Source organism: Nocardiopsis sp. NPDC006139, assembly GCF_040614155.1.
Lineage (GTDB): Bacteria > Actinomycetota > Actinomycetes > Streptosporangiales > Streptosporangiaceae > Nocardiopsis > Nocardiopsis changdeensis.
Genome location: NZ_JBEXTT010000001.1, coordinates 253,404 through 266,546, shown reverse-complemented (window position 1 = coordinate 266,546; position 13,143 = coordinate 253,404). Strand labels below are relative to the sequence as shown.

8 protein-coding genes are annotated in these 13,143 nt (G+C 74.8%); 4 read left to right on the top strand and 4 right to left on the bottom strand.

What is annotated here, in order from left to right; all coding sequences use genetic code 11:
- Positions 1-60: 60 nt before the first annotated feature.
- A complete protein-coding gene (locus ABZ249_RS01040; protein WP_355255437.1) occupies positions 61-1,728 on the bottom strand; it encodes a serine/threonine-protein kinase in 1,668 nt (555 codons plus the stop codon).
- A 175-nt stretch (positions 1,729-1,903) separates the two neighbouring features.
- Between ABZ249_RS01040 and ABZ249_RS01035 the strand changes: the two genes are divergently transcribed.
- Positions 1,904-4,633, top strand: coding sequence for a protein kinase (locus ABZ249_RS01035; RefSeq protein ID WP_355255434.1), 2,730 nt, complete (start codon positions 1,904-1,906; stop codon positions 4,631-4,633).
- A 64-nt stretch (positions 4,634-4,697) separates the two neighbouring features.
- Here ABZ249_RS01035 and ABZ249_RS01030 read toward each other — a convergent pair whose 3' ends face one another.
- Together ABZ249_RS01030 and ABZ249_RS01025 are read right to left on the bottom strand one after the other, a co-directional pair.
- On the bottom strand, positions 4,698-6,503 hold the full coding sequence (locus tag ABZ249_RS01030; RefSeq protein WP_355256027.1) for a glycoside hydrolase family 15 protein: 1,806 nt from the start codon (positions 6,501-6,503) through the stop codon (positions 4,698-4,700).
- A gap of 440 nt (positions 6,504-6,943) precedes the next feature.
- Entirely contained in the window at positions 6,944-7,579 is a 636-nt protein-coding gene (locus ABZ249_RS01025; protein WP_220565913.1) for a hypothetical protein, read from the bottom strand.
- A 299-nt stretch (positions 7,580-7,878) separates the two neighbouring features.
- Between ABZ249_RS01025 and ABZ249_RS01020 the strand changes: the two genes are divergently transcribed.
- Entirely contained in the window at positions 7,879-9,366 is a 1,488-nt protein-coding gene (locus ABZ249_RS01020) for a PLP-dependent aminotransferase family protein (protein WP_220562210.1), read from the top strand.
- A gap of 64 nt (positions 9,367-9,430) precedes the next feature.
- Here the strand turns inward: ABZ249_RS01020 and ABZ249_RS01015 are convergent, their stop codons facing one another.
- Positions 9,431-10,252 carry a lysophospholipase gene (locus tag ABZ249_RS01015; RefSeq protein ID WP_355255431.1) on the bottom strand — a complete coding sequence of 274 codons (822 nt, stop codon included), beginning with the start codon at positions 10,250-10,252 and terminating at the stop codon, positions 9,431-9,433.
- 365 nt (positions 10,253-10,617) lie between these two features.
- On the opposite strand from ABZ249_RS01015, the gene moaA reads away from it, so the two are divergent.
- Together moaA and ABZ249_RS01005 are read left to right on the top strand one after the other, a co-directional pair.
- Positions 10,618-11,625, top strand: coding sequence for a GTP 3',8-cyclase MoaA (gene moaA / locus ABZ249_RS01010; protein WP_355256024.1), 1,008 nt, complete (start codon positions 10,618-10,620; stop codon positions 11,623-11,625).
- Positions 11,626-11,751: 126 nt separating this feature from the next.
- Positions 11,752-12,939, top strand: a complete 1,188-nt coding sequence (locus ABZ249_RS01005; RefSeq protein WP_355255428.1) for an RtcB family protein — start codon at positions 11,752-11,754, stop codon at positions 12,937-12,939.
- Positions 12,940-13,143: the final 204 nt, after the last annotated feature.

Here is a 13,143-nt window from a genome sequence, read left to right as displayed (position 1 = left end):
CGATCGGCCCCCGAACGGACACCCCGGGCCGCCCGAGGCCGCCGCCCGGTAGCCCGCCGCTCAGGCCGTGGGTCGGTCCCGTTTGGCCAGGCCGTGCCAGCGGCGCAGGTGGGCCGCCACGCGCACGGTCTCCGGGGACTCCTCGCCGAACACCCGCACGTGCCGCGCCACCAGCTTCCGGTACCGGCGGGCGGCCTCCGCCGGGTCGCCCGCGTGCCCCAGGTAGGCCGCCTGGTAGTGGTGGGCCCGCAGCGTCGTGGGGTGGTCGGCGCCCAGCACCCGCTCCAGTTCCGGGATCAGCCCGTCGAGCACCTCCACCGCCCGCTCCGGCTCACCCGCCTCACCGGTCTCGAACGCCAGGTACAGCCGGGTGGTGAGCACCCGCTCGGAGTCCGGCCCGTACACGGCCGCCAGGTCCGGCAGCAGCTCGGCGTGCACCCGCGCCGCCCTGGCGTGGTCGCCCGCCCGGCCCGCGTTGGTCGCCAGGTAGTAGCGCACCGTCAGCGTCTCCGGGTGCCGGGGGCCGTGCACCCGCAGGATGTCCGGCAGCAGCGCCTCCATCGACTCCGCCGCCCGCGCGTGCGCGCCGCCCTTGCCCGTCAGGTACGCCTCCCGGCGCCGGGCCCGCAGCGTCTCGGGATCGTCGGGGCCGAACGCCGCGCGCAGCCGGGGCAGCAGCGGGCGCAGCTGCGCGGCCGCCTCCGCGAACCGGCCCTCGCCCGCGGTCTCCTGGGCCCGCTCCACCAGGAGCCGCAGCTCGGTCCGGTCCCCGTCGCGGGCGGCGGGCGGCGGGGGCGCGGCCTCCGTGTAGGGCAGGGTCCTGGGCACCGGCAGCGACCCCCCGGTGTCGGGGCCGACCGTCGGGCGCGAGGGGCGGGGCACCGCGAAGGGCGCCAGGCGCTCGCGCACCTCCTCGGCGGAGGCGGGGCGCTCCTCGGCACGCTTGGCGAGCAGGGCGTCCACCAGCTCCGCCAGCGGCCCGGGCAGCCCGGGCCGCAGGGACGCCACCGGCCGCGGCCTCTTGCGCAGGTGGCCGCGGAGCACCGTCAGCGGGTCGTCGCCGGGGAACGGGGGCTCGCCGGTGAGCATCTGGTACAGGATCGCGCCCAGCGAGTACAGGTCGCCCGCCTGGCCCACCCGCTCGCCCCGCACCTGCTCGGGGGCCATGTACAGGGGGGTGCCCAGCACCCGGCCGGTCTGGGTGAGGCGGCGGCTCTGCTCCGACGCGGTGAGCCCCGCGATGCCGAAGTCCAGGACCTTCAGGGTGCCGCCGTACAGCCCGGTCCGCTCACCGATCACCATCAGGTTGCCGGGCTTGACGTCGCGGTGCACGATCCCGGCCGCGTGCGCCGCGCCCAGCCCGGAGGCGGCCTGGGACATCAGGTCGGCGGCGCGTTCGACCGGCAGAGGGGAGGACTCGCGCAGCACGTCCGCCAGCGGCCGCCCGGCGACCAGCTCCATGACCGTGTACACCGAGCCGTCGGACTCCTGGCCGAAGTCGTGCAGGATGACGATGTTCGGGTGGCCGGCCAGGCGCGCGGTCACCCGCGCCTCGCGGCGGAACCGGGCGGCGGCCTCGTCGGAGCCGCCCCGCTCGGCGCGCACCAGCTTGACCGCGACCGGGCGGTCCAGGAGCTCGTCGACCCCCCGCCACACCTCGCCCATGCCGCCCCGGCCCAGGAGGGAGAGCAGACGGTAGCGGCCGCCCAGCACCCGTTCGTCGGCCATTCCCGTTCCTCACCGTCCCGAGCCCGTCCGCCGCTCCTGCGACCGTTCACGGCCAATGGGCCGTACAGGGCGTAAGAGTACAGTTGTCCGCGTTAATGTGGTCCCCTGTGCCCGCAGGCCGAACCCCCGCCGAGGGCGATGCCGCAGCCCCCACGTGGAATCGAGTACCACAGCCGTGAGCCTGAGTCTCTACGTCGGTCCGGACTCCCAGCCGGACAAGTACCGCCTGGTGCGCTCCGTGGGGCGCGGCGGCGAGGCGACCCTCTACCTGGCGGAGGTCACCCTGGCGGGGCAGACGGAGCCGGTCGTGGTCAAGGCGCTGAACGCCGACATCACCGCGGACTCCGCGGAGTTCGCCGAGCTGAGCGCCCGCTGGGCCGAGCAGGCGGAGCTGCTGCGCTTCATCAACCGGCTCGGCGTCGTGGGGGTCCGCGAGCACTTCGAGGGCGCGCCGGAGCACCCCGCGGGCGGCGCGGGGGAGCAGGCGGACCGCTGCCTGTACCTGGTGATGAACCACATCGACGGGCTGGACCTGCGCGACTGGCGCGCCGAGCACGCCCAGGAGGGCGTGCGCGGGCAGCGGGAGGTGCTGCGCTACCTGGAGCAGGTCGCCCAGGTGCTGGACATGCTGCACGCGGGGCGGGCCACGCCGTCCCGGCGGCCGGTGGTGCACGGCGACCTGTCGCCGGGCAACATCATGATCGACACCGACGGCCAGGCGACGCTGGTGGACTTCGGGCTGAGCCGGATCGCGGCCCGGCACATGACGGCCCGGCCGTGGTTCACGCCGGGGTACGCGGCGCCGGAGATCTTCAGCGGGGAGTACAGCCCGGCCACCGACCGCTACGCGTTCGGCGCGGTCGCGTTCTACGCCCTGACGGGCGAGGACCCGCCGACGGCGCCGGAGCAGCTGCGCGAGCGCTTCGCGTCGCTGCCGCTGCTCGCCGACGCCGAGGAGCACACCCGCGCCCTGGTGGCGTCGATGTTCTCGGCCGAGCCGGCCGACCGGCCCGAGGCCTCCGCCTGGGTGGGCGCGCTGCGGACCCTGGCCACCTCCGTTCCCTGGACGGGGCCGGGAAGCGACCCGGCGGGCGACCCCGGCACCTCCGCGGTCTTCGCCGCCTCCCTGTTCAGTGCTGCCGCGGAGGACACCGACTCCACCGCCAGGCTCGACCCCTCGGTCCTCCCGCAGGCCCAGGCCGCCCCGGCCGAGCAGGAGCGCGGCACGGACGAGACGGTCGTCCTCCCGCCGCCCTCCGGTGCCCCGCAGGTCCCAGGGGGCTCTGCCGGCGCTCCGGCACGGTCCGCCCCCGGCGCCCCGCAGGCTACGGCCGCCCCCTCCGATCCCAGTGCCCCGTCCGCTCCCGGTGTTGCTCAGGGCTCCGGGGCCCCGCAGGGCGCGGGCGCCCTATCTGACCACGGTGCCCCACCGGTCCCAGGGGGGACTTCTGCTTCCGGCGCTGCTCAGGGCTCCGGTATCCCGCAGGTCTCGGGTGGCTCTGCAGACGCTTCGCCGCGGTCCGCCTCCGGCGCCGCTCAGGCCTCTGGTGCTCCGCAGGGCTCGACCGCCTCTGGCGGCGCCCAGGGCCCTGGGGCCTCATCGGCCCCGGGCGCTCCTGCCTCTGGTGTCCCGCAGGTCCCGGGCGCCCCCGGTGGCGCTGTGTCCCCGTCCGCTTCCAGCGGCGCTCCGGTGCCCGGTGCCCCGCAGGTCCCGGGCGGCGTTCCCGCCTCCGGTGGGCAGGGGACGGACGTGACCGCGGTGCTGTCGCCGACCCCGGCGTTCGGGACGCCCGCGGCGGGTGCGCCGACCCCCGCGGCCGGGACGCCCGCGGCGTCCGCGGACACGGAGTCGACCGTGGTCCTGCCCGGCACCGCGCCGGGTGTCGAGGACATGCCGCACCGGCCGGTCGGCGGGATGCGCGGACGCCCCGTCCAGCAGCGCCCCGCCGCCGGATCCCCGCAGCCGAGCGCCCCGCCCGCCGCCTCCGCCCCCGCCGGGCCGCCGCCCGGCCGTCCCGGCCGTCCCGGCCGTCCCACCCCTCCCGGCGGCACGGCGCGCCCGCCGATGCCGCCGCCCGGGCCGGGGCGCGTCCCCTCGGGCCCGATGCCCTCCGGCCCCGCCTACGGCGGCCCGCCGCCCGCGCACTCCCAGCCCTCCTGGGGCCCGCCGCCTCCTCCCGCGGCCACCGGCGCCTTCCCCGCCTACGGCCACCGGCCCGCCCCCGAGCACCCCGAGCCCCGCAAGAGGTCGCGCAAGCCCGCCCTCATCGGCCTGGCCGTCTTCGCCGTGGTCTGCATGATCGGCGGCTCCGCCGTCACCTACGTGGTGATGGACCGCGGCCTGCCCTTCCTGGCGGACGACTCCCAGCAGGTCGCCGCCGACGCCCCCAGCGACCCGGCCGCCCCCTCCGAGCCAGAGGAGGAGGCCCCGCCGCTGGCCGCGCAGCCCACCGGCGCGCCCAAGGAGGACGCCTCCCCGCCCGGCACCGACCCGACCGGGGACACCACCCTGCTCACCCAGATGGAGATCGTCGACCAGGACGGCCGCTGGGAGCCCGGGTCGGGCCGTGCCGAGATCGACGGGCAGGCCTACAGCCGGGCCCTCGTCCCCGGCGACCGCTGCTCCGACTTCAACCCCTGCACCGGCTGGGCCGAGTACAACCTGGGCCGCGGCTGGACGACCTTCACCGCCCGGCTCGGCGTGACCGACACCTCCAGCTCCTCGGCGACCACCACCTTCATCGTCCACGTGGACGGCAGCCCCGAGGTCACCGAGACGCTCGCGCTGGGCGAGACGCTGGACATCGAGGTCGACGTGCGCGACGCCCTGCGCCTGCGCATCGAGGTGGAGAGCGACGCCGGGGGCGTCTACCCGGTCTGGGCCGACCCCGCCCTCACCGCCTGACCCGGCCCCGCGCGCGCCGGTGCCCCGCGGCCGTTCCCGGACGGCCGCGGGGCACCCGCCGTGTTCACTCGGCGCGCCAGCCGCCCTGCCGGTCGGCCAGGTTCAGCGCCGTCGTCACCAGCGGCACGTGGCTGAACGCCTGAGGGAAGTTCCCCACCTGCCGCCCGACCCTGGGGTCCCACTCCTCGGCGAGCAGCCCCACGTCGTTGCGCAGCGCCAGCAGCCGCTCGAACAGGTCCCGCGCCTCGTCCTGGCGCCCGATCGACAGCAGCGCGTTCGCCATCCAGAAGCTGCACGCCAGGAACGCGCCCTCGTCACCCGGCAGCTGGTCGGCCGAGTTCTCCAGGTCCGTCCGGTACCGCAGCACGAACCCGTCCACCATCAGGTCCTTGCGCACCGCCTCGATCGTCCCGATCACCCGCGGGTCGTCGTAGGGCAGGAACCCCACCTCGGGGATCAGCAGCAGCGCCGCGTCCAGCTCCTTGCTGCCGTAGTACTGCGTGAACGTGTTGCGCTGCGGGTCGTACCCGTACTCGCACACCTCCGCGTGGATGGTGTCCCGCAGGGCCTTCCACCGCTCGATCGGCCCCTCCTTGCCGAACTCCTCGATGCTGCGCACCGCCCGGTCGGCCGCCACCCACGCCATCACCTTGGAGTGCACGAAGTGCTGGCGCGGCCCGCGCACCTCCCACAGCCCCTCGTCGGGTTCGTCCCAGCACCACTCCAGGTAGTTGACCAGGGACCGCTGCAGCCCCCACAGGTAGTCGCCGCCCCGGATGCCGGTGCGCCGCGCCAGGTGCAGCACGTCCATGACCTCGCCGTACACGTCCAGCTGGTACTGGCCGACGGCGGCGTTGCCGATGCGCACCGGCCGCGACCCCTCGTACCCGGGGAGCCAGTCGGCCTCCCACTCGGTGAGCCGCCGCTCGCCCCGGATCCCGTACATGATCTGCATCAGCTGGGGCTCTCCGGCGACCGCCCGGACCAGCCATTCGCGCCAGGCCAGCGCCTCGTCCGTGTACCCCGAGCGGATGAGCGCCTCCAGGGTGATGGTGGCGTCGCGCAGCCAGCAGTACCGGTAGTCCCAGTTGCGGACGCCGCCGATCTCCTCGGGCAGGGAGGTGGTGGGGGCGGCGACGATCCCGCCGGTGGGCCGGTAGGTGAGCGCCTTGAGCACGATGAGGGACCGGATGACGGCCTCGCGGTAGGGGCCGTCGTAGGTGCACTGGCTCACCCACTTCTCCCAGAACCGCTCGGTCCGCGACAGCGCCTTCTCGGCGTCGAGGTGGTCGGACTCCTCCACCTGGGAGGGGTGCCAGGTGAGGACGAAGGGGACGCGCTGGCCGGCGCTGACGGTGAAGGTCGTGTCGTGGGTGAAGTTGTGGCCCTGGAGGCTGACGGGGGTGCTGAGCCAGACGGCGTCGGGTCCGGCGATCGCGACCAGTTCGCTGCCGGTCCGGTGCACCCACGGGACCACGTGCCCGTAGTCGAACCGCAGGCGCAGCTCGGTGCACATGGTGACCCGGCCGCTGATGCCCTCCACGATGCGCACGATGTGCGGCGCGCCGCCGCGGGGCGGCATGAAGTCGATGACCCGGACCGTCCCGGTCTCGGTGTCCCACTCCGATTCCAGGATGAGCGTGTCGCCCCGGTAGCGCCGCCGGGTGGCCCGGGGCTCGCCGTCGGCGGGGCGCAGGGTCCAGTTGCCGTTCTGCTCGTCGCCCAGCAGGGCGGCGAAGCATGCGGAGGAGTCGAAGTCGGGCAGACACGCCCAGTCGATGGAACCGTCGCGCCCGACCAGCGCGGCGGTCTGCATGTCGCCGATCATTGCGTAGTCTTCAATCCAGCCGGGCACGCGGCTCACCCCCAACACGTTCGTCCTGAGTCTTGCGGTCGGCGCGGGCACTCTCGCCTCCGGACGGGGGTGGTGCGGTGCTCCGGGTCGGCCCGCTGCGCGCACGCCCGTGTGCACGCCCCGTCGGGGTGCTTCTCCCGGCCCGTTCCGATGGGGCGGTGCCCACCGCGGGCAGGGGCGCCGTTCGGGTCACGGCCCCTCCCCTCGCGACCACGCGCCGCCCGCCCCTGTACCCGGGTATGTGCCCAGGTGGGGGACGACACAAAGGTCGGCTCGGGAGAGCCGCTCCGAAACGGTCCTTTCCGTTCACCGCGGTTCCCCATCTTCCCCTCTCTCCGGAGGGCGCGCCACCCGCAATTGCACGTGCATCGGAGAGTGCAGGGCGGTATGTGGTCAATTGGGGGAGTTTGCCGGACCAGAAGTTATGTCGTGGTGATCAACTAATGGCGACGGGGTCACTGATTCGCCGATCGGATCGGTGTTTCCGGGAGGTTCTCGGACATCCGGAACAGGGGGAGGAAGATCTGGGTGAGGGGGCCGATCGCCACCGCGAACACCAGCGTCCCCACGCCCACCGTGCCGCCCAGCAGGAACCCGGTGATCACCACCGCCACCTCGATCACGGTGCGGGCCAGGCGCACCGACAGCCCCCGGGCGGCCAGGCCGGTCATGAGCCCGTCGCGCGGGCCCGGGCCCAGCTCCGCGCCGATGTAGTAGCCGGTGGCCAGCGCGCACGCCAGGATCCCCAGCAGCAGCCCGGCGACGCGGATCCACAGCACGCCGGTCTCGGGCAGCAGCCACAGGAACAGGTCCGCGGTCGCGCCGATCATGACCACGTTGCTCAGGGTGCCCAGCCCGGGCTTCTGCCGCAGCGGGATCCACAGCAGCATCAGCAGCGCGCCGACGATGATCGTCCAGGTGCCGATGGACAGCCCGGTGCGCAGGGCCAGCCCCTGGTCCAGCACGGCCCAGGGCATGGCCCCCAGGTCGGACTCGATCAGCAGGGCGACGCTGAGCCCGTACAGGGTCAGGCCGACGTACAGCCGCACCAGGCGGCGCAGCCGCGGCCGGGGCAGGACCGGGGTGATCATCACCCGGCTCAGCAGCGAGGGGCGGGGCGCCGCCGCGCCGCGGGCCTCCGGTCCGTCGGGGCGGAACTCGTCGGGGCGGGGCTCGCTCCGTTCGTCCACGGACCCGTCCTTTCAAGAAAAAGGGGGGATCATCGGATCGGGCGGTGCGGACCCCTCCCGGCGCCACCGTCATCCCCCGTGCCACGGTGGTGCCACTTCGGTATCCTGGCCCACATGGCACCGTACTCAAAGTGCCAATTCCAGAAAGTGGCCCCACGAGGGCGCGGACGCAGCGGGAACGGGTACGAGGAGGCGGCGCCATGGCGTCACGACAGGGCGGCGCGGTCCGGACCGCGGAGCGCTCCACGTCCGGCGGCGGCACCCGCCGGATCAACGGCCGCCTGCTGGCCCGCCTCATCGGCGAGGCGCCGGTGGAGCGCCCCTACTACCTCTCCATCGGCCGGGCCGTCAGCGGCCTGGTGCTGGACGGCCGGGTGCCCACCAACACCCGCCTGCCCGCCGAACGCGACCTCGCCACCGCCCTGGGCGTCAGCCGCAACACCGTCACCGCCGCCTACTCCTGGCTGCGCGACAACCGGTTCCTGGACAGCCGGCAGGGCGCGGGCAGCTGGACCGTGCTGCCCGACTCCGGCACGGGGGACCCCTCCCCGTCCCCGTTCCTGTCCGGGGCCGCCGAGCACATCGACCTGGGCGTGGCCGGGCCCCCGGCGGTGGAGGGCCTGCGCGACGCCGCGTTCCGGGCCGCCGAGCAGCTGGCCGCGCACGTGGGCGGCCTCGGCTACTACCCCCACGGCCTGCCCGAGCTGCGCCACGCCATCGCCCGCCGCTACGTCGAACGCGGCCTGCCCACCACCCCCGAGCAGATCTTCGTCACCAACGGCGCCCAGCAGGGGGTGGCCCTGCTCCTGGACCTGCTGGTCCAGCCGGGCGACGAGGTCCTGGTGGAGTCGCCCACCTACCCGCACGCCCTGGACGCGGTCCGCCGCAGCGGGGCACGGGTGCGCACGGTGGGGGTGACGCCGCAGGGCTGGGACATGGAGTACCTGGTGGACGCGTTCCGCCAGTGGCGGCCCTCGCTGGCCTACCTCATCCCCGACTTCCACAACCCCACCGGCGCCCTCATGGACGACGACGAGCGGCGGGTGCTGGTGCGCGAGGCGCGCCGGGCCGGGGCCCACCTGGTGGTCGACGAGTCGGTGGCCGAGCTGGCCATCGACTCCGGCGACCTGCCGGCCCCCGTGGCCGCCCACGACACCGACGGCCGCGTCATCACGGTCGGGTCCGTGGGCAAGCTGCTGTGGGGCGGGCTGCGGGTGGGCTGGATACGCACCACCCCGCCGATGGTGGCGCGGCTGATGGCGGTGCGCCAGCGCTTCGACCTGGCGGGGGCGGTGCTGGACCAGCTCACCACCACCCACCTGCTCGCCGACGTGATGCGCATCCGCGCCGAGCGCAGCCGCTGGCTGCGCCGCAACCGCGACGCCCTGCTGGCGGCGCTGCGCGACCGGCTGCCCGACTGGCGGCCCAACGTGCCCGGCGGCGGCCTGGTGCTGTGGGCGGCGCTGCCCCAGCCGGTGGCGAGCGCGCTGTCGGCGGCGGCGGTCCGGCACGGGGTCCACCCGGCGGCGGGGCCGGTGTTCGGGTCGGACGGAACCCTGGAACGCTACCTGCGGCTGTCCTACACGCGGCCGCCGGACGTGCTCGCCGACGCCGTGGACCGGCTGGCCGCCGCCTACGCCGAGACCCTGGCCCACCCGGTCCAGCCCCACGGCCGGCTGTACGTCTGACGGCCGCGCCCCGCGGCCCGGCCGCGGGCCCGGGCCGGAGGGCGCGCCCCGCCCGGCCGGGCCCTCAGCCGGCGAACCGGCGGGCGAACCGCACGACCTCGCCGATCACCTCGTCGCGGTTGGTCTCGTTGAACACCTCGTGGCGGGCCCCGGGGAAGATCCGGGCGGTGAAGTCCGAGCCGAGGATCGCCTCGATGCCCGTGAGGGTGCCGGAGAGCGGCACCAGGCGGTCGTCGGAGCCGTGCACCCACAGCAGGGGCATGTCCCCCAGCGATCCCGCCGCCAGCCCCCGGTCGATCTCGGTGAGCATCGCGTCCACCGTGGCCCGCTTGAACGGCCCGTGCCAGACCAGTTCGTCGGCCACGTAGGCCTCGCCGACGGCGGGGTCGCGGGAGAGGGTGGCGGGGTCGATGGGGACGTCGGGGATCTCCTCGGCGGCGGACAGCGCCTCCAGCACCTCCCAGCGGCCCAGGACGGGGCCGGACAGCACCAGCGCGGTCGGCTCCCCCGAATGGGTCTGGGCGTAGCGTGAGGCGATGAGGCCGCCCATGGAGTGGCCGATGAGGACCAGGGGCAGCGACCGGTAGGCGGTCCGGGCCTGGGTGACGACCCGGTGCACGTCCTGGACCACCTCCGCGTAGTCGTCGATGAGGACCCGCTCGCCGGAGGAGCCGCCGTGCCCCCGGTGGTCGGCCCCGTAGACCACCGCCCCGGCGGCCACCAGGTCGGCGGCGACCTGCTCGTACCGCCCCAGGTGCTCGCCGTACCCGTGGACCAGGACGGCCAGCCAGGAGGGCTCTCCCTCCGCGGGAGCCCAGGCCCGGGCCGCCAGCCTCCCCGAACCGTTCGGCCCGCCCGCCAGTCCCCATTCCCGTGTGGTGATCACCGTGTCCTGCCTCCTCATCGGCCTGCGCGTCTGCGACGATCGCGGTGATGGTCGCCTGTGGCGTTGGACACCCTAGAACATCGCCCGCGCGCGTCCGCGCGACCCGGTCGGGTCCGCCGCGGCGGCGGGCTCCGGCCGGGCCCCGGCCGGAGCGCCCCGGCCTCGACGCGCCCGGGTCCGGAGGATGCTCCGGAAACGGCGGTGTCGTCTCGTGCGCGCCGACGAAATATCTCAAAGCGTGTGATAGGGACTACTCGCCCCGAAAGGCGATCTTCTACGCTGGACAGATGGGTATCCCTTCGGATGACCCCCGAGTGGTGCCGGTGGCGTTCTGCTCGACGACTTCGACTGAGAGGGTGACGCCCGTGCTGGCCGACTCCTATGGGCGAGTGGCGACGGACCTGCGGGTCTCGCTCACCGACCGGTGCAACCTCCGCTGCACCTACTGCATGCCCCCCGAAGGCCTGGAGTGGCTGCCCAAACCCGAACTCCTCACCGACGACGAACTCCTCCGCCTCATCGAGATCGGCGTCACCCGCCTGGGCATCACCGAGGTCCGCTTCACCGGCGGGGAACCCCTGCTCCGCCGCGGCCTGCCCGCCATCGTCGCCGGGACCGCCGCCCTGCGCCCCCGCCCCCACACCGCCCTCACCACCAACGGCATCGGCCTGGCCCGGATGGCCCCCGCCCTGGCCGAGGCGGGCCTGGACCGCGTCAACGTCTCCCTGGACACCCTGCGCCCGGACGTCTTCGAGACCCTCGCCCGCCGCCGCCGGTTCGACGACGTCGTCGAGGGCATGGCCGCGGCCGCCGAGGCCGGGCTCACCCCGGTCAAGGTGAACGCGGTGCTCATGCGCGGCGTCAACGACGGCGAGGCCGCCGACCTGCTGCGCTACTGCATCGAGCACGGCTACGAGCTGCGCTTCATCGAGCAGATGCCGCTGGACGCCCAGCACGGCTGGCGGCGCGACGACATGGTCACCGCCGACGAGATCCTCGCCCGGCTGGAGACCGCGTTCGACCTCGCCGAGGCCGACCCGGGAACGCGCGGCAGCGCCCCGGCCGAGCTGTTCCGGGTCCTCGGGCACACCTTCCCCGACGGCCGCGAGGCCACCGTCGGGGTGATCGGCTCGGTCACCCGCCCCTTCTGCGGGACCTGCGACCGGGTGCGGCTCACCGCCGACGGCCAGATCCGCAACTGCCTGTTCGCCCGGGAGGAGTCCGACCTGCGCACCCCGTTGCGCGAGGGGGCCACCGACGCCGAGATCGCCGAGCGCTGGACGGCGGCGGTCGCCCGCAAGTTCCCCGGGCACGGCATCGACGACCCGGGGTTCCTCCAGCCCGCCCGGCCCATGTCCGCGATCGGCGGCTGACCGGCCGGGCCCGGACACCGCGGGAAAACCGGTGGACGGGCGGCCCCTTTTGCGGCTCAATGTTCCGGGGCGCGACCGCGCCCGAACCGTGAGAACAGGCCGTTCGCGAAAGGGAGGTGGCCTGTCATGACCTATACCGAGATCCCCGGCACCCGGGTTCCCATCCGCATGTGGGCCCGCCCGGAGGAGGTCGAGGGCGCCGCCCTGGAACAGCTGCGCAACGTCAGCGGCATGCCCTGGGTGCACGGCCTGGCCGTGATGCCCGACGTGCACTACGGCAAGGGCGCCACCGTCGGATCCGTGATCGCCATGCGCGACGCCGTCAGCCCGGCCGCCGTCGGCGTGGACATCGGCTGCGGCATGACCGCGGTGCGCACCGACCTGACCGCCTCCCGCCTGCCCGACGACCTCGGGAAGCTGCGGTCGGCCCTGGAGGCCGCGATCCCCGTCGGGTTCCACTTCCACGACGAGGCCGTCGACCCGGCCGCCGTCCCGGGGCTGCGCAGCAAGGACTGGGACGCGTTCTGGCGGGGGTTCGACGGCCTCGCCGATGCCGTCCACCCGCGCCGCGAGCGGGCGCTGCGCCAGATGGGGACCCTCGGCGGCGGCAACCACTTCCTGGAAGTGTGCCTGGACGACGAGGACACCGTGTGGCTGGTGCTGCACTCGGGTTCGCGCAACATCGGCAAGGAGCTGGCCGAGCACCACATCGGGCAGGCCCGCGCCCTGCCGCACAACCAGGACCTGCCCGACCGGGACCTGGCGGTCTTCCTCACCGGGACCCCGGAGATGGACGCCTACCGCCGCGACCTGTTCTGGGCCCAGGACTACGCCCGCCGCAACCGCGACGTCATGATGGGGCTGGCCTGCAAGGTCCTGGCCGAGCAGGTGCCGGGCACCGGGTTCGGGCAGTGGATCTCCTGCCACCACAACTACGTCGCGGAGGAGACCTACGACGGGGTGGACGTGCTGGTCACCCGCAAGGGCGCGATCCGCGCCGGGTCGGGGGAGTACGGGATCATCCCGGGCAGCATGGCGACGGGGACGTACATCGTCCGGGGGCTGGGGAACGAGGACTCGTTCAACTCCGCCTCGCACGGGGCCGGGCGCCGGATGAGCCGGACCAAGGCGCGCAAGACCTTCACCGCCGCCGACCTGGCCGCCCAGACCGAGGGCGTGGAGTGCCGCAAGGACGCGGGGGTCGTGGACGAGATCCCGGCCGCGTACAAGGACCTGGAGTCGGTGATCGCGGCCCAGACCGACCTGGTGCGCGTGGTCGCGCACCTGCGCCAGGTGGTCTGCGTCAAGGGCTGACCGGCCGCGGGCCGTCCGCGCCCGCCCCGGGGCGGACGCAAACGGCCTGCGGTACCCCCGGCGGGCTCTCCGCGGTGGTCGCCGCCCCGGTGGGCCCGCCCGCTGCCCCGGCGGGCTCTCCGCGGTGATCGCCGCCCCGGCGGGCCGGCCCGGTGCCCCGACGGGGGCCCGCGCCCGGCATGGGGCCCGGCAGCGGTCCGCGGC

Coding starts and splice junctions, on each gene's coding strand:
- ABZ249_RS01040 (WP_355255437.1), bottom strand. CDS start 1,728: ATGGCCGACGAACGGGTGCTGGGCGGCCGCTACCGTCTGCTCTCCCTC.
- ABZ249_RS01025 (WP_220565913.1), bottom strand. CDS start 7,579: ATGATCACCCCGGTCCTGCCCCGGCCGCGGCTGCGCCGCCTGGTGCGG.
- ABZ249_RS01005 (WP_355255428.1), top strand. CDS start 11,752: ATGACCTATACCGAGATCCCCGGCACCCGGGTTCCCATCCGCATGTGG.
- ABZ249_RS01020 (WP_220562210.1), top strand. CDS start 7,879: ATGGCGTCACGACAGGGCGGCGCGGTCCGGACCGCGGAGCGCTCCACG.